The sequence below is a fragment of the Nitrospirota bacterium genome, from assembly GCA_040752355.1.
In the GTDB taxonomy this organism is placed as follows: domain Bacteria; phylum Nitrospirota; class Thermodesulfovibrionia; order Thermodesulfovibrionales; family Dissulfurispiraceae; genus JBFMCP01.
The window spans coordinates 32,881-54,083 of record JBFMHE010000005.1 but is presented as its reverse complement, the minus strand read 5'-3'; the positions used below and the strand labels follow the sequence as shown (position 1 = coordinate 54,083).

General features: G+C 63.5%; 12 protein-coding genes. 7 read left to right on the top strand and 5 right to left on the bottom strand.

The window, feature by feature from the left end; translation table 11 throughout:
* Nucleotides 1-10 precede the first annotated feature (10 nt).
* Nucleotides 11-1,189 carry an aminotransferase class I/II-fold pyridoxal phosphate-dependent enzyme gene (locus AB1805_05010; protein MEW5744786.1) on the bottom strand — a complete coding sequence of 393 codons (1,179 nt, stop codon included), beginning with the start codon at nucleotides 1,187-1,189 and terminating at the stop codon, nucleotides 11-13.
* A 163-nt stretch (nucleotides 1,190-1,352) separates the two neighbouring features.
* Nucleotides 1,353-2,207: a lipoyl synthase gene (lipA, locus tag AB1805_05005; protein ID MEW5744785.1), complete on the bottom strand. Its 855-nt coding sequence runs from the start codon at nucleotides 2,205-2,207 to the stop codon at nucleotides 1,353-1,355.
* Between the two features lie 459 nt (nucleotides 2,208-2,666).
* On the opposite strand from lipA, the gene AB1805_05000 reads away from it, so the two are divergent.
* The 5 genes from AB1805_05000 to AB1805_04980 all read left to right on the top strand — a co-directional run bounded on the left by AB1805_05000 (nucleotide 2,667) and on the right by AB1805_04980 (nucleotide 13,004).
* Entirely contained in the window at nucleotides 2,667-4,457 is a 1,791-nt protein-coding gene (locus AB1805_05000; protein MEW5744784.1) for an autotransporter assembly complex family protein, read from the top strand.
* On the top strand, nucleotides 4,454-7,915 hold the full coding sequence (locus AB1805_04995) for a translocation/assembly module TamB domain-containing protein (protein MEW5744783.1): 3,462 nt from the start codon (nucleotides 4,454-4,456) through the stop codon (nucleotides 7,913-7,915). The genes AB1805_05000 and AB1805_04995 overlap by 4 nt, the downstream gene beginning before the upstream one ends.
* A gap of 192 nt (nucleotides 7,916-8,107) precedes the next feature.
* The gene (locus AB1805_04990) at nucleotides 8,108-9,268 is read left to right on the top strand and encodes a glycosyltransferase family 4 protein (protein ID MEW5744782.1); all 1,161 of its coding nucleotides are present in this window, start codon (nucleotides 8,108-8,110) and stop codon (nucleotides 9,266-9,268) included.
* A 320-nt stretch (nucleotides 9,269-9,588) separates the two neighbouring features.
* Nucleotides 9,589-11,811 (top strand): EAL domain-containing protein, encoded by a 2,223-nt coding sequence (locus AB1805_04985; protein ID MEW5744781.1) that lies wholly within the window; start codon nucleotides 9,589-9,591, stop codon nucleotides 11,809-11,811.
* Between the two features lie 62 nt (nucleotides 11,812-11,873).
* On the top strand, nucleotides 11,874-13,004 hold the full coding sequence (locus AB1805_04980; protein MEW5744780.1) for a M20/M25/M40 family metallo-hydrolase: 1,131 nt from the start codon (nucleotides 11,874-11,876) through the stop codon (nucleotides 13,002-13,004).
* A gap of 84 nt (nucleotides 13,005-13,088) precedes the next feature.
* Here AB1805_04980 and AB1805_04975 read toward each other — a convergent pair whose 3' ends face one another.
* From AB1805_04975 to AB1805_04965, 3 genes are all read right to left on the bottom strand, one after another.
* Nucleotides 13,089-14,114: a chemotaxis protein CheB gene (locus AB1805_04975; GenBank protein MEW5744779.1), complete on the bottom strand. Its 1,026-nt coding sequence runs from the start codon at nucleotides 14,112-14,114 to the stop codon at nucleotides 13,089-13,091.
* A 69-nt stretch (nucleotides 14,115-14,183) separates the two neighbouring features.
* Nucleotides 14,184-16,865, bottom strand: coding sequence for an EAL domain-containing protein (locus tag AB1805_04970; GenBank protein ID MEW5744778.1), 2,682 nt, complete (start codon nucleotides 16,863-16,865; stop codon nucleotides 14,184-14,186).
* Nucleotides 16,866-16,877: 12 nt separating this feature from the next.
* Nucleotides 16,878-19,910, bottom strand: a complete 3,033-nt coding sequence (locus tag AB1805_04965) for a chemotaxis protein CheB (protein MEW5744777.1) — start codon at nucleotides 19,908-19,910, stop codon at nucleotides 16,878-16,880.
* Between the two features lie 295 nt (nucleotides 19,911-20,205).
* Here AB1805_04965 and AB1805_04960 point away from each other — a divergent pair, with 295 nt between their 5' ends.
* On the top strand, nucleotides 20,206-20,550 hold the full coding sequence (locus tag AB1805_04960) for a TusE/DsrC/DsvC family sulfur relay protein (protein MEW5744776.1): 345 nt from the start codon (nucleotides 20,206-20,208) through the stop codon (nucleotides 20,548-20,550).
* Between the two features lie 119 nt (nucleotides 20,551-20,669).
* Nucleotides 20,670-21,098 carry an OsmC family protein gene (locus tag AB1805_04955; GenBank protein MEW5744775.1) on the top strand — a complete coding sequence of 143 codons (429 nt, stop codon included), beginning with the start codon at nucleotides 20,670-20,672 and terminating at the stop codon, nucleotides 21,096-21,098.
* Nucleotides 21,099-21,203: the final 105 nt, after the last annotated feature.

The following is a 21,203-nucleotide window of genomic DNA, read 5'->3' as shown; positions in this document are numbered from 1 at the left end:
ACCGCTGCGATTACCCCTTATTGAGCGCTTTTTTTATTCCTGCCGTCGCCTGACGAATACGATGCTCGTTCTCGACGAGAGCGAAGCGGACATAGTGATCGCCGCCCTCGCCGAAGCCGATGCCGGGAGATACCGCCACCTTGCCTTCGGTGATCAGGTATTTGCAGAATTCGAGGGAGCCCATCTTCCTGAACGGCTCCGGGATCCCGGCCCAGACGAACATGGTCGCTTTCGGCGGTTCCACCTGCCATCCGGCGCTCTTCAGCCCTTTGATGAGCGCGTTCCTGCGCGACTGGTAGACCGTGCGGATGTCCGCAACGCAGTCCTGCGGCCCCCGCAGCGCGACGATGCTCGCGATCTGTATGGGCTGGAACATCCCGTAATCGAGATAGCTCTTGATTTTTATGAGAGCAGCCACTACCTCTCTGCTGCCGCAGCAGAACCCGACCCGCCAGCCCGCCATGGAGTAGCTCTTGGTGAGCGAAAAAAACTCGACCGCCACCTCCTTCGCACCCGGCGCCTGGAGGATGCTCGGCGCGGTGTAGTCATCGAAGACCAGGTCGGCATAAGCGAAATCCTGGATCACGATGATGTTGTTCTCCCTGGCGAAGTCCACCACCTTCGTGTAGAAATCGAGTCCTTCGACAACGGTCGTCGTCGGGTTGTGCGGGAAGTTCAGGATCAGCATCTTGGGACGCGGCCAGGTCTTCTTGAGCGTCTTTTCGAGCTCCTCGAAAAAGTCGTATCCCGGTCCGATAGGCACAGTGATAATCTCCCCGCCGGCGATGATGACGCTGTAGGGATGGATGGGATAGGCGGGCGTCGGCGTCATCACCACATCGCCGGGCTGAATCGTGGCGAGGGCGAGATGCGAAAGCCCCTCTTTGGAGCCTATGGTCACCACCGCTTCCGATTCGGGGTCGATATCGACATCGAACCGCCGCTTGTACCATTCCGAGATGGCGCAGCGGAGCTGCGTGATGCCCTTCGAGGCCGAATAGCGGTGGTTTTTCGGGTTATTGGAGGCTTCGCAGAGCTTGTCGACGATATGCCTCGGCGTCGGCATGTCGGGATTGCCCATCCCGAGGTCGATGATGTCCTCGCCCTTCCTGCGGTAATCCATCTTGAGGGTGTTGACGATGGCGAACACATAGGGCGGAAGCCGCTTGATCCTGTTGAACTCGAACATCCGAAGCTCCTCCTGATCTAGCCCTCAGCTCATAGCTGACAGCTCACAGCAAAGCTAAAGATAAACACCAGGACTAATAAGTTACTAAAAAAGCACTCTGCAATAACTATGTACCCTCTGAGCCGTGAGCTGTTTGCTTTTGCCGTGAGCGGAGAGCTGAAGGCTATGGGCTACCGTACATTTCTTCTGCATTCATCGAGCTCCGCACCAGCGGACCCGAGGCGACGAATGCGAAGCCGAGGCCGAGCGCCCGCTGCCGGAGCAGCTCGAAGGTCTCCGGCCTTACGTATTCTACTACAGGAAGATTCTTTTTTGCAGGCCTCAGATACTGCCCCACCGTGAGGATATCGCAGCCCGCTGCCCTCAGGTCGCCGAAGAGCGCGAGCACCTCATCCATGGTCTCGCCGAGGCCGACCATCAGCCCTGATTTGGTCATGATGTCCGGCGCGATCTCCTTTGCGCTCCGCAGCGCCTCGAGCGACCGCCGATATTCGGCCTGGGGCCGCACCGTGGGATACAGCCTCGGCACGGTCTCGACATTGTGGTTGAATACATCGGGTCTCGCGGCGAGCACGACGGCAAGGGCCTCCCGGTCTCCCTTGAAGTCAGGCGTGAGCACCTCGACCTTTGCATCGGGGAGCAGCCCCCTCACCTCCCTGATCGTCGCCGCAAACTGCGCTGCGCCGCCGTCGGAAAGGTCATCGCGCGTCACGGAGGTGACTACCACATAGCGCAAGCCGAGCTCGGCTGCGGCAGCAGCAACCCGTCCGGGCTCGTCCGCATCGACCTCTGCCGGCCCTCCTGACGCTGCGCTCCCTTCCTGTACCGAACAGAAGGCGCAGCTCCTGGTGCAGCGGTCCCCGAGAATCATGAAGGTGGCGGTCGGCTTCGAGAAGCAGACGCCCCTGTTCGGGCAGCGCGCCTCCTCGCAGACCGTGGTGAGCCGGTGGTTTCTGAGGACATGCCTGGTGGCGTGGAGCCCCGTCGTTTTTGTTCTGATCCACTCGGGCAGATGCATGAAGCTCCTACAATACAGAAAAAGGGGATGTTATACAAGTGTAACAGCTTCTCTTCCCGGAAGCTATGCGCCCCCCGCGCCCCCATGGATCCGGAGAGGGGAGGAGGCGGGGCATTTGGAGCGGCACGGGCAGCCCAAGCGGAGCCAGGATGGCGGGAGCGGGCTGCCCCGCCTCGGAGACGGGCCGGATGCCCGTCGAGAATGAGCGCAAATGACTCGCCTCCTCCCCTCTCCTCGCTCAGAAGGACTAATGCGATTATCCCTATACAGCGATGGGACATTCGATCGAAAGTACGCGCAGTTGGGTCTTTGCCGGTGATCGGCTATAATATGAGAGTGTTGTTTTGTTTTCTCTTTTTCGAGCGGTGCAGCGCACCGCTCTCTGTACGCTTCGGCTCCGCAGGCTTCGGGCAACTCATCGGGAACAGGGCTGCTGTGCAGTTGTGCGCGAGGGCGTCCATGACCATTTCCAGAGCACTCATCAGGCTTCCGGTCCTCCTCCTGGCGCTGCTCCTCCGGATCGCTCCGGACGCATCGGCAGCAGAGCCCGCTGCGCCCCCGCGTGCAGCTCTCTCACCGGCAACTCTCTCGGTAGAAGTAATCGGCGTCGAGGACCCGCTGCTGGGCAACATCCTCTCCTTCCTCGCGATCGAGCAGGAAAAGAGCGATCAGGCCCTTACAGCGGAAAGGATCGAACGGCTGCACGAGCGGGCCCCGGAAGAGATCAGGCGGGCGCTCCAGCCCTTCGGCTACTATACGCCCGAGATACGCTCCGACCTGGTGCGGAGCGGCAGGCTCTGGACCGCACGCTATGTCGTGGAGCCGGGGAGACCGGTCCTCATCGGAGATATCGATCTGGTAATAACCGGCGAAGGCTCGGGTAACGACCGGATCGAGCGGGTGAGGAGAGATCTCCCCATAAGCATAGGAGACCGCCTGGTCCATCCCCGCTACGAAAGGGCGAAGCAGGAGCTGCTCGAGGCGGCGACCGATCAGGGATATCTCGATGCCGAGTTCCTGACGAGCGTGGTCGAGGTCTATCCGGAGCGGCATACCGCTGCCGTCACCCTGCATCTCGACACCGGTCCGCTCTACCGCTTCGGCGAGGTGACCTTCGAACAGGAAGCGCTCCGGCCGGAATTCCTCGCGCGGTATGTTCCCTTTGATGAGGGAGACCCCTTCCGGCTCTCCGGCCTGCTCGAGCTCCAGAATGCGCTCGGCGACAGCGACTATTTCAGCTCCGTCGAGGTGGAGCCCCGGTATGCCGAAGCCGAGGACCTGACCGTTCCCGTAGACGTAAAGCTCGTCCCGAGAAAGCGTCAGAGGTATACTGTCGGCGCGGGCTACGGTACCGATACCGGGTTCCGCGCCATTCTCGGCTGGGAGAACCGGCGGGTGAACCGCAGGGGACACCGCTTCACCAGCGAGCTGCGGCTCTCCGAGATCAGGCAGAGCCTTACCGCCCGGTATCTCATCCCCATGAAAAACCCCCGCACCGACCGCCTCGAATTTTCGACGGGCATCTCCGAGGAGGATACGAAGACGAGCGAGAGCCGGATCTATGCGCTCGGCGCGAGCTACACCCGCAAGCGCGGCGAGTGGCAGGCTACTTTCTATACCAACCTCCAGCAGGAGCGTTTCAGTGTGGGCGATGAGGAGGGCAGCTCGCGCCTCATCATCCCCGGGACGATATGGACCCGGTACAAGGCGAACGACCCGATCTACGTGACCCACGGCAGCAGGATAACCCTCGAGCTGAAAGGCGCGCATACGGCGCTCCTCTCCGACACCTCCTTCATCCAGTTCCGGGCCGCCACCTCGTTCATCCGCTCGCCCTGGCGGTCGGGAAGGGTACTGCTCCGCGCCGGCTTCGGCTTCAGCCAGGTCGAACGGTTCAGGGACCTGCCCGCCTCGCAGCGTTTCTTTGCCGGCGGCGACAGGAGCGTCCGGGGATACGGGTATAACACGCTCGGGCCCAAGCGCGACGGCAACGTGATCGGCGGCAAGCATCTCATCGAAGGCAGCGTCGAGTACGAGCGCCGCCTCACCTCCTCCTGGAGCGCCGCGGCCTTTTACGATGTGGGCAACGCGCTCAACAACCTCTCCGATCCCCTGAAGCAGGGCGCAGGGGTCGGGGTGCGGTGGAAATCCCCGGTCGGGCTGGTGCGCGTCGACGTCGCCCTGGCGCTCGACCCCGAGCCGGACGAGCGGCAGTGGCGCATTCACCTGAATATCGGGCCGGACCTATGAAACGCGCCCTTCTCGCGCTCTCTGCCAGCGGGGTGATCCTGCTCGCTGCCATCGCCGGCGGCATAGGGTTCCTCGTCGCGACCGAAAGGGGGCTGCAGTTGCTCTTGCCGCGGCTCGTCACCTTCCTGCCGGGCGAGGTATCGATAGAGGAGGCCCGCGGCCGCCTGATAGGCCCGCTCTCGCTCAACGGCGTACGCTACCGCGCCGGCGGGACAACCGTAACGCTCGAAAGACTCTCCCTCGACTGGATGCCGTATTTCCTCCTTTCGGGAGAGGTCTATGTGACGGAGCTCAACGCCAGGGGGATTACCGTTACGACCGCCGGCGCCGAAGAGGGGAAAGCCCCCTCTCCCCCGCAGCTTCCCGAGATCCGTCTCCCGCTCGCGGTCACCGTACGGAATGCGCTGCTCAGCGATATCACGCTCGTGCGAGGCGCTCCAGCGCCTCCGGTGATCATCAACCGCATCGCTCTCGATATGGACTCCGGCCTCATGCAGACGCTCCGCATCCGGAAACTGGATATAGAGATGCCTTCTCTCTCTGCACGCCTGAAGGGTTCAGTGCGCACGGCGCGGAACTATCCGTTCGACCTCACTGCCGAATGGACAGCGGCGTCCGAAGGGTATCCTCGGATGGAGGGAGGCGGGGCCGCCGAGGGCACGCTCGAACGGTTTATAGTGCGCCAGCAGCTGCGCGCACCGTTCGAAGCGACTGTCACGGCCGTGATAGCCGATCCCTTTACAACGCTGCGCTGGGGAGCGCATCTCCGCATACAGAAGCTCTCGCCCCGGACGATACGCGGGGAGTGGCCTGCCGTGCTCCTGCAAGGCGCCTTCAAGGGACAGGGCTACGGCTCATCCTTCGACATGGAAGGAGACTTCACCGCTGCCGATACCGGCTATGGAACCCTGAAAGGCGAGGTCTCCCTTTCCCGCGGCGAGGAAGAGCTGACGGTCCATCGCCTCGTCCTGGCGCTGCAGGAGAGCACGGCGAGGGCAACGCTGAGCGGCACGTATGTCCCCGCAGGTCCCGAAAAAGGGCGGGACCCGGTCTCGGCCCGCGGGTCGTGGAGCGGCCTCACCTGGCCGCTGCGGGGAAAGGACCCCGCGCTCGCCAGCCCGCAAGGGAGCTTCACCGTAGCAGGTTCTCCTGACGCCTACCGGTTCACCATCGATTTCGGTCTCGAAGGGAAGACGGCGGCTGCCGGAGGAGAGGGAATACGCTGGACCGCGCACGGGACCGCTGCCGGCCATGGAGATACGAGCTCCGTGACGGTGAAGACCTTCCAGGGCAGGACACTGGAAGGGACCGTGAGCGGCAGCGGGAGCATTGCCTGGAGACCCGCGCTCGACTGGACCGTATCGCTACGGGGGAAGGGAATCAACCCCGGCGTCCTGTGGCCGGACTGGCAGGGATCGATCGGTCTTCGCGCCTCCCTCTCGGGCAAGGACCGTTCGGGCGCCGTGCTGACGACGATCGATCTCCAGGAGGCGCGGGGGAAGGTGCGCGGGTATCCCCTCGCCGCAGCGCTGCGCCTCTCGATGAGCGGCAGCGCTTACTGGCTGCAGAAGGCGCGGCTCTCCTCGGGAGGGACCGTGATCACCGCTTCGGGAGCGGTCGCCGATACCTGGAATCTCTCGTGGGAGCTCGTCTCGCCCAAACTGGATGCGCTCCTGCCTGCAGCCAGGGGATCGCTCAAGGGCAGCGGGTCGGTGAACGGGCCGCGGGCCGCTCCCTTCATAGCAGCCGCCCTGTCGGGCAGAAATCTCGCCTTCCGGAACCATAGCGCGGAAGCCCTGGATGCAGAAGTCGGACTCGATATGCAGGATATCAGGCCGTCGCGTATCGATCTCAGCGCCGCCGGCCTGCGTATCGCGGGACAGACGGTCAGGGCAGCAGCGCTGAAGGGGACCGGCAGGCTGTCATCGCATACGCTCTCCGCAGAGATCAGGACCGGCCGGGTCACCCTCCCGTTGCGGGCTGAAGGCGGATACCGCGACAAGGTCTGGCAGGGCAGCCTGACCCAGGCGCGCCTCATCACCGAAGACTACGGCACCTGGACGCTCGCCTCTCCCGGACCGCTGGCGGTCAATACGGCGACCGGTGCGGTGAGGACAGGAGAATGGTGTCTCGCGAATGCTTCTTCCCGGCTCTGCCTGTATTTCACTTTTTCCTGGAATACCCAGGCGATAGAGGGGACGATAAACGCGGAGCTGAGAGAGCTCGGGCTCATCGCCGCTCTCGTCCCCACGCTTCAGAATACGAGCGGCCTCCTGAAGGCCGACCTCGCCTTTTCCGGCACTGCGGCCGAGCCGCAGGTTGCGGGACGCCTCGCGCTGGAGCAAGGAGCGGCGACCGTGCCGGACCTCGGCATCAGGCTCGTGGGAATACAGCTCAGCGCCTCGGGCAGCGGTGGCGGTCCGCTCAGGATCGAGGGGCGGGCTCTCTCGGGGCCCGGCAGCATAACGGTAAGCGGCACCGCGTCGCTGGGGCCCGGGCAGGCGCCGTCCCTTTCTCTTCGGGTTACGGGGAGAGAGTTCCTCGCCTATCGCAAACCGGATGCGCGCATTCTCGCTTCGCCCGATATCGCGGTGACTATCAAAGGACGCTGCGTCGAGGCATCGGGCGAGCTGCTCATTCCCGAGGCGTCGATAACGCCGCGCAGCGGAGCTGCGGCGGTGCCGGTCTCGGAGGATGTCGTTATTGTCTCCGAAAGGGAAGAGAGGAAAAAGAAGAGGGATGAAGAGGAGTGGAAGATCTATGCCCGTATCAGGATCGTGCTCGGAGACCGCGTCTCCTTCAGCGGGTTCGGGCTGAACGGAAACGTCAGGGGGAGCGTCCTCGTCGTGGACGAGCCGGGGCAGCTCACCACCGCCCAGGGAGAGCTGTCCATCGTCAACGGCCGCTACACGGCGTACGGCCGGTCGCTCCAGATCGACCGCGGGCGTCTTCTCTTTGCCGGCGGACCGGTCACGAACCCCGTGCTCGATATGAGCGCCGTGCGGAAAGCCGGCGACGTAACCGCCGGCGTCAGGGTCCAGGGAAATCTCAGGAACCCGCGCCTTACGCTGTTTTCCACGCCGACCATGGAGCAGACCCAGATACTCTCCTACCTCATCCTGGGCCAGCCCCTCCAGAGCGCGACGAGCGAGGAGGGGCAGCTGCTCTACCGGGCAGCCACGTCCCTCTCCCTCAGCGGCGGCGAGTTCCTGGCGCGCCGCATCGGCAGAACCTTCGGCATCCAGGATATCCGCATCGAGAAGGGCACCACGATAGAAGAGGCGGCACTCGTGCTCGGCACCTATCTCTCTCCGCGGCTCTACGTGAGCTACGGCATAGGCCTCTTCGAGCCGGCGGGCAGGCTCCTGCTCCGCTACGACCTCAGCAGGCGGCTCCAGCTGCGGGTCGAGTCAGGAGTCGAGAGCGGCGCCGACCTCCTGTATCAATTCGAGCGATAGGCAGTTCGAACGGTAGGCACTTCGAGCGAGAGAGATCATACGGAGCGCCTCGCCCCTTGAAGGGTGTAAGAGGGCTTTACACGTCCCGTCGGAGCTCCTTACAGAACGGGATCGCGGCGCCTTATCGTTTGTTGATCTTTCGAGGGAAAGCGCCCTGCGCCGCATGGCACGTCACTTGCTTTCAAGCAGGCCATGAGAGAGAGAAAGCAGGCAGCGCCGAAGAGCGATTTCAGGATTCTACAGAACCAGGACAGCTTCAGGAATGAGGAATACAGGGCGCATGCAGTGCCGCTCCTGGCCGTGCTGAGCGAGAGGGGGTATCCCGATGCCGTCAAACGGCTGCGCAGCAACGGCTTCATAGCAGGCCTGCTCCTGTATCTTTTTGCCCGTGAGTTCAAGATCATCGTCACCGTCGGCCACCGGGCGGCGATGGTGTACGGCCTGCTCGGCCGCCTCCTGGGCAGGCGGGGAAGGGTCCACCTTGCCAAGGAGTTCTTTTTCGAGAAGAGCGAGAGGCCCTCGCTCCTGAAAAAAATCTCGGCAGGGATCATGCGCTTCGCGCTCCGCGATGTCGATGCCGTGGTGGTGAACGCCTCTGCCGAAGCGCGCGCGTATGCCGGGGCCCTGGGGCTGCCCGAGAGCAGGCTCAGGTTTATTCCCTGGCCCACCAATATCGATCGTCCCGAGATGATCCCGGACAGCGACGGATCGATCGTAGCTGCCGGACGGAGCCTGCGCGACTGGCCCACGCTCTTTTCCGCAGCAGAAGGCATGGGCAGGCGCATCATCGTCATCGCATCACGACAGGACGTCGCCGCAGCAAGGCCGCCCTCATCGGTCGAGCTGCTGTGCGATATCCCTTATCACCAGTATATTGCGCTGCTGAAGAAAGCCGAGCTCGTGGTCATCCCCCTGTACGATACGCAGCGCTCGACGGGCCAGGCCTCGTTTCTCGAAGCCATGGCGTTCGGCAAAGCGGTCATCGTCGCCGATGTGGTCGGCGCCAGGGATTATATAGAGAACGGCGTGAGCGGGCTCCTCTACCGTCCGGGAGACGCCGCCGAGCTCCGGCGGAAAATGGAGGCGCTCCTCTCCGACAAGGAGCTGCGGGAGCGGCTTTCCCGTAGTGGATATGCAATGATAGTCGAACGCTTCAACAAGCAGCGCTATGTAAAGGAAATGCTCCGGCTCATACGGGAATGCAGGGCCAAGGCAGATCAGGAGGCGCTGCCCCGCTACACGGGCGAAGAGATACCCGTCCTGTCGATCCCCGGTCCGGCAGAGCCCGTCCTCGGACAGAAAGAGGCGGCGCACGGAGGCGGCGTGAAACCGCAGGAAAAAGACGCGGCATAAGCAGGCAGAGAGGCCGGCTGGGCGGCGCCGACCTCCTGTATCACTTCGAGCGATAGGAAGTTCGAGCAGTTCCCTTTCCCTCAGCGCATCCCGCGGAGCCCGCCATACGTTTCGCGTGTAAGGCGTTGTTCCAAAAAAAAAAAAAACACGCACACACTCACCCGCCGCCATATCGGGGCATGCACTCCTGCTCGATAAACGCTACACTTTAAGTAGACGCGATGCCTGTCAGTGCAGCACGCCGGATGAGCGTGCCCGTGCGCTGCGGCCCCTCCTCGGCAACCTGCCGCAACATACCCGCACTTTGAAAGGAATATTTCATGGACAAGGGAGAGAAGCCAGGCCATCGGAAGAAAGCGGCGGAGAGAGCTCCGGACAGCAGGAGAAAGCGGCGGCTCATCTGCCGCTTGGGGCGTACGGAGGAAAGGGCGAAGGGAGCGATCGATAGGGCGTATGCCGAGCTGGAAGAACGATTCGAAGAGAGGACGCGCGAGCTGGAGGAAAGCCGCGCCCTCCTCACCGAGATCGCCGACAACAGCCCGGCGGTCATCTACTCGAAGGACCTCGAAGGCCGCCTCATATTCATCAACAAGGAATATGCCCGACTCTTCGGCATCCCTAGGGAATGGATGATCGGCAAGACCGATTACGACATTCTCCCCGGGGATATTGCGGAAGAGATCCGCGCCAACGACCGGGAGGTGATCGAACGGGGCGCGCCGGCCGAATACGAGGAGAGCATCATCTCCGGAGGCGAGCGCCGCACCTATATCTCCATGAAATTCCCTTTGCGCGACGCAGCGGGGACTATCTACGGCATGGCAGGGGTATCCACCGATATCACCGAAAGGAAGCGCGCCGAGGAGGCGCTCCGGGAGAGCAAGGAGCGCTTCCAGACCCTGGCCGACAACATCGCCCAGCTCGCCTGGATGGCGGATGCATCGGGATGGATCTTCTGGTATAACAAACGCTGGTTCGACTATACGGGGACCACGCTCGAAGAGATGCAGGGATGGGGCTGGCGGAAGGTGCATCACCCCGACCACGTGCAGCGCGTCGTCGAGAAGATCGGCCGCTGCTTCCGGACCGGGGAGGTGTGGGAAGACACCTTTCCGCTCCGCGGGAAGGACGGGCGCTACCGCTGGTTCCTCTCACGGGCCATCCCGATCCGCGACGAGCAGGACCGTATCCTGCGGTGGTTCGGTACGAACACCGATATCACCGACCGCATGCTTATGGAGGAGGAGATCAGGCACATGGCGCACCACGACGCGCTCACCGGCCTGCCGAACAGGCGTCTCTTCCTCGACATCGTCACCATCGAGACAGCCCAGGCCCGCCGCCATGCTAAAAAGCTGGCGATCCTCTTCCTCGACCTCGACCGCTTCAAAGAGGTCAACGACACCCTGGGGCATGAGGCAGGCGACAGACTGCTCAAAGAGGTCGCCGAACGGCTCAGGGAGAGCGTCAGGGAGTCGGACACCGTGGCGCGCATCGGCGGCGACGAGTTCAATATCCTCCTTGCCGATATCGTCCATACCGAGGACATTGCCCTTATCGCCCGCAAGGTCGTGGACGCTTTCCGGAAGCCCTATACGGTTAACGGGCACGAGCTCTCCATCACCACCAGCATCGGCATCAGCGTCTATCCCGACGATGCCGAAGAGATAGAGCCGCTCTTCCGCTACGCGGATATCGCCCTGTATCATGCCAAGGAGAGGGGCAGGAACGCCTACCAGTTCTTCAGCGACGAATTGAACAGCCGGACTGTCGAGAGGGTGCGGATAGAGAGCGACCTGCGCCGGACCCTCGAGCGGGGCGAACTGACCGTGCATTACCAGCCCCAGATCGATATCGCCTCCCGCACGGTCGTCTGCGCCGAAGCGCTGGTGCGATGGCAGCATCCCGAGGAGGGGCTCCTCGGTCCCGTGCGCTTCCTGCCGGTCGCCGAGGAGACCGGGCTCGTCTCGGCCATCGACGAGTGGGTGCTGAGGACCGCATGCGCCCAGGTGCGCGGATGGCAGGAGGAGGGATGGTCCGGCCTCTTTATCACCGTGAACCTCTCGGGGCGTCAGCTCCACCACCCGGAACTGGGCACCCTCATAACGGGCATATTGGAAGAGACGGGGCTCACCCCGGAGTGCCTCGATATCGAGGTCGCCGAGCGTGTCGTCATGAGCAACATCGAGAGAGCGAGCACCCGCCTGAACGAGCTGGCCCGGAAGGGGCTGCGCATCTCGATCGACGACTTCGGCACCGGCTGCTCGTCGGTGATCCACCTGAAGCGCCTCCCTGTCCAGCGGCTCAAGATCGACCGCTCCTTTATCCACGACATCGCCACCGATCCCGACGACCGGGCGATCATCACCGCCGTAACCTCCCTGGCGCACAGCATGCAGATGAGGGTCGTGGCCGAAGGGGTCGAGACCGAGGAGCAGCTCTCGTTCCTCAGGGCGAGCCGGTGCGACGAGATGCAGGGACACCTCTTCAGCGCCCCGCTGCCTGCCGGGGAATTCGGAGAGCTGATGCGCCGCGGCGCGTAGGGCCACTCCTTTCAGCAAAAATTATATAATAGAGGGAACACTCCGCAGTGAAAGGAGCACCCATGTTCGCCCCTCATATCAACCGCAGCCGGCTGGTCGAGACCTTTACGGAGCTCGTCCGCATCAACGCGCCCTCCTTCGGGGAGCGGGAGATCGGCGCTGCCCTCGCCCGGATGCTCGAAGGGGCGGGATGCAGCGTACGCTTCCAGGAATACGGGCAGTCGTTCAACCTCATCGCCCTGAAAAAAGGAGAGAGACCGAATACCCCGCCGCTCCTCCTCAGCGCCCATATGGACACCATAGAGCCTACGGCAGGGATCAGCTTCACCGTGGACAGCGATGCAGTGCGGACCACCGGTCCCACCGTGCTCGGCGCGGACGACAAGAGCGCCCTCGCCCAGATCGTCGAGGCGGTGACGGCGCTCGACGAGCGCGCGATCCCGCACGGCGATATCGAGATCGTCTTCACCTCTGCCGAGGAGCGGGGGCTCGTGGGAGCGAAGCGGCTCGACTTCGGCAGGCTCGCGAGCCGGCACGCCCTGGTGCTCGACTCGAGCGGCGGCATAGGGAAGCTCATCACTGCAGCTCCCACCCAATATACCTACGAGATGCGGGTTACCGGGAGGGCGGCGCACGCGGGCATCGAGCCCGAGCGCGGCCTCAATGCCCTCAGGGTTGCGGCCGAGATCATCGCAGCAGTGCCCGACGGCAGGATCGATGCCGGGACGACCGCCAATATCGGCGTTGTCCGGGGAGGGACGGCGACGAACGTGGTGCCGCACGAGGCGGTGATCAAGGGCGAGTTCAGGAGCCACAGCGACGCGAGGATCGAGACGATCAGGCGGGATATATTCGATACCGCCCGCCGCATCGCTGCGCAGCGCGGCGCGCTCGTCGCGATCACGGAACAGGAGGAGTACCGGGCGTTCAGGATAGACGAGCGGGACGCGTTCTTCTCCTTCATGCACGGTGTGCTCGCCTCGTGCGGCATCACGCCGGTCGCCGCGCGCACCGGCGGCGGCTCGGATGCGAACGTATTCAACCGCCACGGCATCACCGCCCTCAACATCTCCAACGGCATGCAGAACGTCCACTCGACCGAGGAGTTCATCACCATCGACGACCTCTTCAACGGCTGCCTCGTCGTGCTCACTGCCATCGTCTCGTTCGGGGATCACTTCAAAAGGGCATAGCTCTCAGCCGTCAGCTCTCAGCGATCAGTCATCAGCCACAGACTATAGACCAAAGACGATACGCTATGGGCCATCGGCCATGAGCTAAGAGCTTCTGTCCGTTACGGCCTCTTGCGGGGCGTAGCCCTTCATGATCAGGTCCCTGATCTGCCGGGCGTGCGCCTTCGACTCCCCGGCCTCTTTCTCCCACTCGCGGGCGCTGCTGCTCCTGCCGCCCCGCTCCCTGCTGTTCCGGGCCATCCGCGAGAGGATGCCCGCCCGCTCTTCCAGGGAGCGTACCGCCGCCCAGAGGGCCGACTCGACAACATTGTTCTGGCTCGACAGCAGCGTGTTTTTGCTGTAGGCGTGGCCGGTGTTGCAGCGGTAGCGGAGCACGGTGTCGTTCTTCATCTCCCAGAGGCCGCCGCCGCACTCGGGGCAGACGAAGGGCGCTTTCTCGGCCATCGTGTCGATAACGCCGATGTCGCTCATCGCGCGTTCGGCAATCTGAGACTCCAGGATCACGTCTTCGGGTATGGGGACTTCCTTAGCCACAGGCTGCCGGGCGAGGCGGTCGAGGGCGGAGGGCAGTTCGCCCAAGGGCAGGCAGACGTCGATATCGACCGACTCGAGGGCGCTCCGTGGCATGCCGGGGAATTCGGCGTCGCGAGGGTCCTGTATGCAGCTTATGCCGCCGCACCGCTTTACGGTCGCGAGCCCTGCGGTGCCGTCGTCGAGCAGCCCGGTGAGAACGACACCTACCACATGCGCGCCGTACGCCGCGGCAGCCGAGCGGAAAAGGGGGTCTACGGCGGGACGGGTGCGGTTCTCCCGCGGCCCGCGAGAGAGCACGAGATGATCTTTCTTGACGATGAGGTGGCGGTCGGGAGGCGCAATGTAGACGGCGCCCGTGTGGAAGTGCTCGCCGTGCTCGGCGTATTTTACCGGGAGGCGTCCCGCGCGGCCCAGGATCTGGTCGAGGACGCCGGGAGATTCGGGAGAGACATGCTGCACGATGAAGAGGGGCGCGGGTATGTCTTCGGGCAGGGCTGCGATAACCTTCGAAAGCGCCCCGATGCCGCCGGCGGAAGCGCCGAGGGCGATGACTCTGTTTCCGGATCGTCCAGGCATGGCCGTCACCTCGGGAGGGGAGGGTTTACTAAAAGTGTAGCCGAAAAGAGGGCAAAAGGATAGGTGCGGTTATCTGTACAGCGCGGCCACTTTCATGAACTCTTCGGCGGGGAGGGCTTCGCTCACGACAAAGCCCTGCAGCTCGTCGCAGCCGGCGGAGCGCAGGTACGCCACCTGCGCTTCGGTCTCGACGCCCTCGGCGACGACGGCGATATGCATGCTGTGGGACATGCCGATGACCGCGTTCACGATCGCCTGGTCGTCGGGGTCCCCGGTCAGGCCCTTGATGAAGGACTTGTCGATCTTGAGCTTCGCGATGGGCAGCCGCTTCAGGTAGCTCAGGGATGAATAGCCGGTGCCGAAGTCGTCGATCGAGCACTTCACGCCCAGGCTGCTCAGTCCCTTGAGGTTGTCCATCGTAATGGCCGTTTCCTGCATGGCGATGGTCTCGGTGATCTCGATCCCCAGGTACTGCGCGCCGAGGGAGGTCTCCCTGAGGATGCGGCTGACCAGGTCGACGAGCCCCGGATGCTGGAACTGGCGGGCCGAGAGGTTGACGGTAACGCAGAGCGGCGGCGCCCCCTCGTCCTGCCACTGCCTGTTCTGCCTGCAGACCGTGTAGAGCACCCACTCGTCGATAGGAACGATGAACCCGATCTCTTCGGCAAGAGGGATGAACTGCTCGGGGCCCAGGAGCCCCAGTTCGGGGTGCTTCCAGCGCACGAGCGCCTCGGCGCAGCCGACCTGGCAGGTCGCGATATGCATCTGGGGCTGGTAATAGACCGTCAGCTCGCCCCGTTCCAGGGTGCGGCGGAGGCCGTTTTCGAGGATCATCCGCTCGATGGTCCTGATGTTGAGGGCGGGGCTGTAGAACTGGTAGTTGTTCCTGCCCTGCTCCTTGGCGTGGTACATCGCGATGTCCGCGTTCTTGAGCAGCTCGTCGGCATACTCGCCGTCCTGCGGAAAGACGCCGATGCCGACGCTGGCGCTGACGCTGAAGTCGTGGCTGCCGAACGAGAAGGGCTTCCGGAAAGAGGCCATCACCTTTTTTGCGATCGCCGCGGCGTCGTCGGAATACACGATGTCGGTGAGCAGGATAGTGAACTCGTCGCCGCCTATGCGGGAGACCGTATCGGACTCGCGGACCGCCGAACGGAGCCGTTCGGCGACCTGCTTGAGCAGCTCGTCGCCCACCCCGTGGCCGAGGGAGTCGTTGATCGTCTTGAAACGGTCGATGTCGAGGAACATGACGGCGAGCAGGGTGTGATGCCGCCGCGCCTGGGCTATTTCATGGTTCAGGCGGTCCATGAAGAGCGTCCGGTTCGGCAGGCCGGTGAGGAGGTCGTGGGACGCCTGGTAGCGTATGGCGTCTTCCATCTGCTTGCGCTCGGTGATCTCCCGCCAGGCGATGACGCCTTTCACGATCCTGCCCTGCCCGTCCCTGATGGGGCCGGCGTTGCAGAGGAGCATGAGCGTCGAGCCGTCCGGCTTCCGTACGGTCCACTCCTCGTTGATAATCACCGCGCCCCGCCGTATGGCCCTGAAGAGCGGAAGCTCTTCGGGTGAAGCGGGCGCGGCGCCGTCGGGCCTCATGACCCGCCACTCCTCGGGCCTGGCCCCTGCAATCGGGCCGATGATCTCCTGGCCGTAGCGGCTTATCATGCGGAGCGTTACATGGGGCGCGTCGGCGATGGCAATGCCCTCGGGGATGAACTCCAGGAGCGCGTCGAGTATCCGCCTGCCCTCCTCCGCCTCCTGCCGGGCGGCCCGCTCCCGGCGCAGCACCTCTTCGCGCTCTGCTTCGGCTTCCTTGATATCGGTGATATCGACCGTGCTGCCGACATAGCCCAGAAAACGGCCCTCCGGCGTGAAGCGGGGCCGGCCCGTCGATTTCATCCAGCGGTAGACGCCGTCGGCGCGGCGGAACCGGAACTGCGCTTCGAACGGCGCTCTCCGTGCAAAGCAGTCGAGATAGGCGGCGACGTAGCGCTCGCGGTCCTCGGGATGGACGAACTTCGCCCAGTCGTAGCGCCGGACCTCCACTTCCCGGGAAACGCCGACGAACTCGATATAAGCGCGGTTGACGAATTCGGCGCCTTCGAGCCCGTTCACCCAGATGAGCACCGGCGCGCTGTCAGCCAGGATGCGGAATCGTTCCTCGCTCTCTTTCAGCGACTGCTCGGCTCGGACCCGCTCGGTGATATCGATGAGGGCGGTGCGCATATGAACCGGGTGGTCGCCGAGGTCGAGGGCGGCGATGCTTTCGAGGCGGACAGGGAACTCGCCCTGCTCCGTGCTCCTGAGCCTCAGCTCGCAGGCCTGGCGGGTGAGCTGCGTGAAGACAGCGTCGATATGGCTCCTGAAGCGCGCATGGTCCTGTGCGACGATGTTCATCGAGAGACGGCGGCCGCGCAGGGTGCGCTTCGGTTTCTCGAGCAGGATTCCGGCGGTGTGGTTGGCCTCGAGTATCATGCCGTCGCGGTCCAGGGTGAGATAGCCCACGGGCGCGAAATCGTAGAGGTCGGCGTATTTGCGGCGCGACTCCTCGATCTCTTCCTGGGCCGCGCGCAGCTCCTCGTTCTGCATCTCGAGCTCGATCTGGTGCGTGCCGAGCTCGTGGACGAGCCGCTCGATATCCTGCTTCGACAGCTCGCGCAGCAGGGCCGTCTGCTGCCTGAGCCGCTCTTCGGCCCGCTGCCGCAGACCCGGGGTGCCGGCGGGGCCACCTGACTTTTTAGTGCGCTTTTTCATCGGTGGATACCCTTACTTTTTCCCCGTCACGTCCTCTATCGCCAGGAGGATGGTATTCGTCCTCTCTATCCGCCGCGCGTTCAGGAGCATCTTCCGCCTGCCGATGCGGGGGAAGTCGTGCTCCACGCTGAAGTCGACGAACTGTGAGCTCTCGGGGAGTATCTCCTCCAGGAGCTTCTTGAGGGCCGGGATGTCCCACTGCCGGCCGCCGAGCTCGTAGACGAGCTTTCCTTCCGTATCCTTCTCCAGTACCTTGAAGGTCTCGTAAAAGGCCCTGTTCGCCGCCAGCACCTTCAAGCTCTGGTCCAGCACCAGCAGGGGCTCGCGTACGGTCTCGACGATGCCCCGCGAGAATTCGAGGAGGTCGCCCAGCTCCTGCATCTTGCGCTGCACCTCGATGAAGGTGATCACGACGCCTTCGATGACATTGCCGACGGTGCGGTAGGGGATGATCCTCGTCAGGTATTGGAGGCCGTTACGGTGCTTGACGAGCCGCTCCCTGGAGGTGAGGGACTGGAGCACCTGGGCCGCGTCCCGCGCCAGCTCGGGATAGTCGAGCTTCGAGACGATGTCGGTCACGGGGCGGCCGATGTCGCCCTGGATGAGGTTGATTACGTCCGTTGCCGAAGGGGTAAAACGCTTGACCTTCAGCTCCTCGTCGAGGAAGATGGTGGCGATCTGGGTGCTGGCGAGCAGGTTGTTCATGTCGTTGTTCACCTGCGACAGCTCCTCCATCTTGTGCTGCAGCTCGGAGTTGACCGTCATCAGCTCCTCGTTGGTGGACTGCAGCTCCTCCTTGGAGGTCTCGAGTTCCTCGTTGGTGCTCTGCAGCTCTTCGTTCGACGACTGCAGCTCCTCGTTGGTCGCCTGGAGCTCCTCGTTCGAGGTCTCGAGCTCTTCGATCGTGGTCTGGAGATGCTCCCTGGTCGATTTCAGCTCGAACTCGAGGTCGGCGACGCGCCTGTCCATCTTCTCACGGGAAAGGGGGCGGCCCTCGGCCGCCTTCTCTATAGAAAGCGTCGGCATGTCCCTGAAGACGACCATCATGAGCCCCCGCAGGTTCTCGGGCTCCTTGAGGTAGCGCACTTCGAGGGTGATCATCTGGATGCTGCCGTTCGTCCTGACGCCGATCCCCTCGACGGTACTATCCTTCATCTGTTTGGAGACCTGGCGGAGGGCGGTCCGGAGCTCCATGCGGAGGCCTTCCCGCGCCATCTCGACGACATTGAGGGAGGCCTTGCCGGCAGCGGGCTCGAGGTACTTGCCGGTCTTGCCGTGGACATGAACAATGTCGCCGTTCCTGTCGACGACGACGCAGGGCGGCGAATAGTGGGTGAGCAGGAGGTCCGCGGTCAGCTCGCCGATATCCGGCTCGCCGGCCGCCTTCGGCGCGGCCGCCCGCACCCGCTTTCCGCCTTCGGGGAGAGGGACGCGCTGCAGCTCCAGCGGGATGAGCGCGGGCGTCTCGATCCTGCGGGCCCGGTAGAGCTTCCACTTCTTGTCGATGACGGTGAAGAGGTCGCTGTTGTCCCCCACGCTCTCCGAGGAGCCGAGGAAGAGGATGCCGCCGGGGTTCAGCGAGTAGCGGAGGATGGGCAGCACCTTTTTCTGGAGGTCGGCGCTCAGGTAGATGAGGAGGTTGCGGCAGCTTATCATGTCGAGCTTCGAGAAGGGCGGGTCCTTGATGATGTTCTGGGTGGCGAAGACGAGCAGCTCCCTGATCTCCTCTTTCACCCGGTACATGTTGTCCTTCCTGACAAAGAAGTTCGCCAGCCGCTCGGGCGAGACATCGACCGAGATATTCGACGAGTAGAGGCCGGCGCGGGCGATCTCGATCGCGCCGGCGTCGATGTCCGTAGCGAATATCTGGAGCTTGTAGCTGCCCTTGAGGGTCCGCATATATTCGCTGAAGACGATGGCGAGGGAATACGCCTCTTCGCCGGTGGAGCAGGCCGGCGCCCAGATGCGGACCTGGTGGCCGTGGGGTTTGTTCTCGAAGAGGAGCGGGAGCGCCTTGCTCTTGAGCGCCTCGAAGGCCTCGGGGTCGCGGAAGAAGTTGGTGACCCGGATGAGCAGCTCGCGGAAGAGCGTCTCGACCTCGGCGGTATGGTTGCGGAGGTACTCGTAGTATTCGGCGAGGACGCCGGCCTGGACCACGGCCATGCGGCGCTCGATGCGGCGCATGACGGTGTTGTGCTTGTAGAGCGAAAAGTCGTGGCCGGTCTGGGAGCGGATGAGCACGAATATCTTCTGGAGCGCGTCGGCGGGCTTGGCCCTCTCGGCCTCCCGCGGCGGCAGTGAGACCCTGCCGGTGGCGCTCCGCGCATACCGGAGGAGCTGCTCGGGCATCTTGTCGGGAGGCAGCACGTAGTCGACGAGGCCCGTGGCGGTGGCGCTCCGGGGCATGCCGTCGTAGCGGGCGGTCTTGGGGTCCTGGGCGATCACCAGGCCGCCGACGCCTTTGACCTCTTTAAGCCCCAGCGTCCCCTCGGTGCCGGTGCCCGAAAGGATAATGGCGATGGCGCGCTCTCCCTGGTCTGCGGCGAGGGAGCGGAAGAAGAAGTCGATGGGGTGGCGGAGGCCCCGCCGCTCGACCGGCTTGATGAGCTGGAGCCGGCCGTGGAATATGGACATGTCCTTGTCGGGCGGAATGATATAGACACGGTCGGGCCTCACCTGCACGCCGTCCCGGGCCTCGAATATTTCCATCTTCGTGTAGCGCCCGAGCAGGTCGCTCATGATGCTCTTGTGCTCCGGCGACAGATGGGGGATGAGGACGAAGCCCATGCCGCTGTCCGCGGGCATGGCGGTGAAGAACTGCTCGAAAGCCTCGAGCCCGCCGGCAGAGGCCCCGATGCCGACGACGAAGAAGCTGCCGTCCCGGTCTTTCAGAAGCTGGTCTCCGCTCTCCTGGGGGGCGGCCTTCGGCGCGGGCCGTGCGGCAGGGGGTGCGACAGCGCGGCTAGGACGCTCGGGTGCGGCCGGTTTTTTGACCGTTTTCTTTCCGCTCTTCGAAGCCGCGGGCTTGCTCTCCTTCCTTGCCACTGACGCGCTCTCCTCCTGACTGCCGGGGATGACGACTGCACTGCGACTAAAGAAGCTTACCGGAAAAACAGACGACGAATGGACCGAAATACGGCAAACCGTATTATACCTGCCCGGTCCTAATAAATTATACCTTGAATCATACCGTGAATCCCTCATAGAATTGCCCCCTTCAGCACGACAGCTGACGGCTGATAGCTGATAGCTGAGAGCTGAGAGCTGCCGTTGCTGCGTTGACGACCACGCGGCGATGCCGTAGAATGGAAAGAGAACATGCCTTTGCAGGAGGTGCATCATGCCGGTGATCGAGTACGGGAGCATGGCGGTCGCGGTCGATGACGAGGGCTACCTCGTCAACACTGACGCGTGGGACGAAAAGGTAGCCTGCGCGCTTGCGGAGCGGGAGGGGATCGATGAGCTGACGCCGGAGCGGATGGCGATCATAACGTTCATGCGGCAGTACTACCGGCAGTACAACGCCTTCCCCATCCTGCGGGCCGTCTGCAGGAACGTGCAGCAGCCGAAGGAGTGCTTCAGCGAGCACTTCATCGACCCGCTCAAGGCGTGGAAGATCGCGGGGCTCCCGAAGCCCGACGAGCATGTCATCGCCGACCTGCGGGGAGAGGGCGGGGTAACGTAAGCCCGCGTAATTGACTTTTCTTCGTGGTGTTGTAGACTTTAGGAGGAAGCGGGAGATGAACGCCCCTTCCTCACAACGGCCGTGATCGACAGGCCGTTATACCGCTGTGGAGGTAGGATATGCCGGTACGCAGGGCTGAAGCAGTGTGGGAAGGGGCGCTGAAGAACGGGAAGGGCAGCATGAAGCTCGGCAGCGGCGCCTTCGAAGGCGCTTATTCCTTCGCTTCCCGTTTCGAGGAGGGGACCGGCACCAATCCCGAGGAGCTGATCGCTGCGGCCCATGCCGGCTGCTTCTCGATGGCGCTGTCGTTCATCCTCGAACAGGCCGGGTATACGGCAGAACGCGTCCATACGATCGCAAAGGTAAAGATCGAGAAGGTCGGCGACGGGTTCGGCATCACCTCGAGCGCGCTCGAGACCGAAGCCCGGGTGCCCGGCATCGATGAGAAGACCTTCATGGAAAAGGCCGAGGCGGCCAAGAAGGGCTGCCCCGTATCCAAGGCGCTGGCAGGAACAGAGATTACGCTCAAAGCGACGCTGCTCACCTAGACACGCTCCCGGTTCCGGCAGAGGCGTCCCCTCCCCTCGAGATGAGGACGCCCGCTGCACCGCCGGTCACCAGTACTCTCTCTCATCACTCGTTCAGCATTCCGA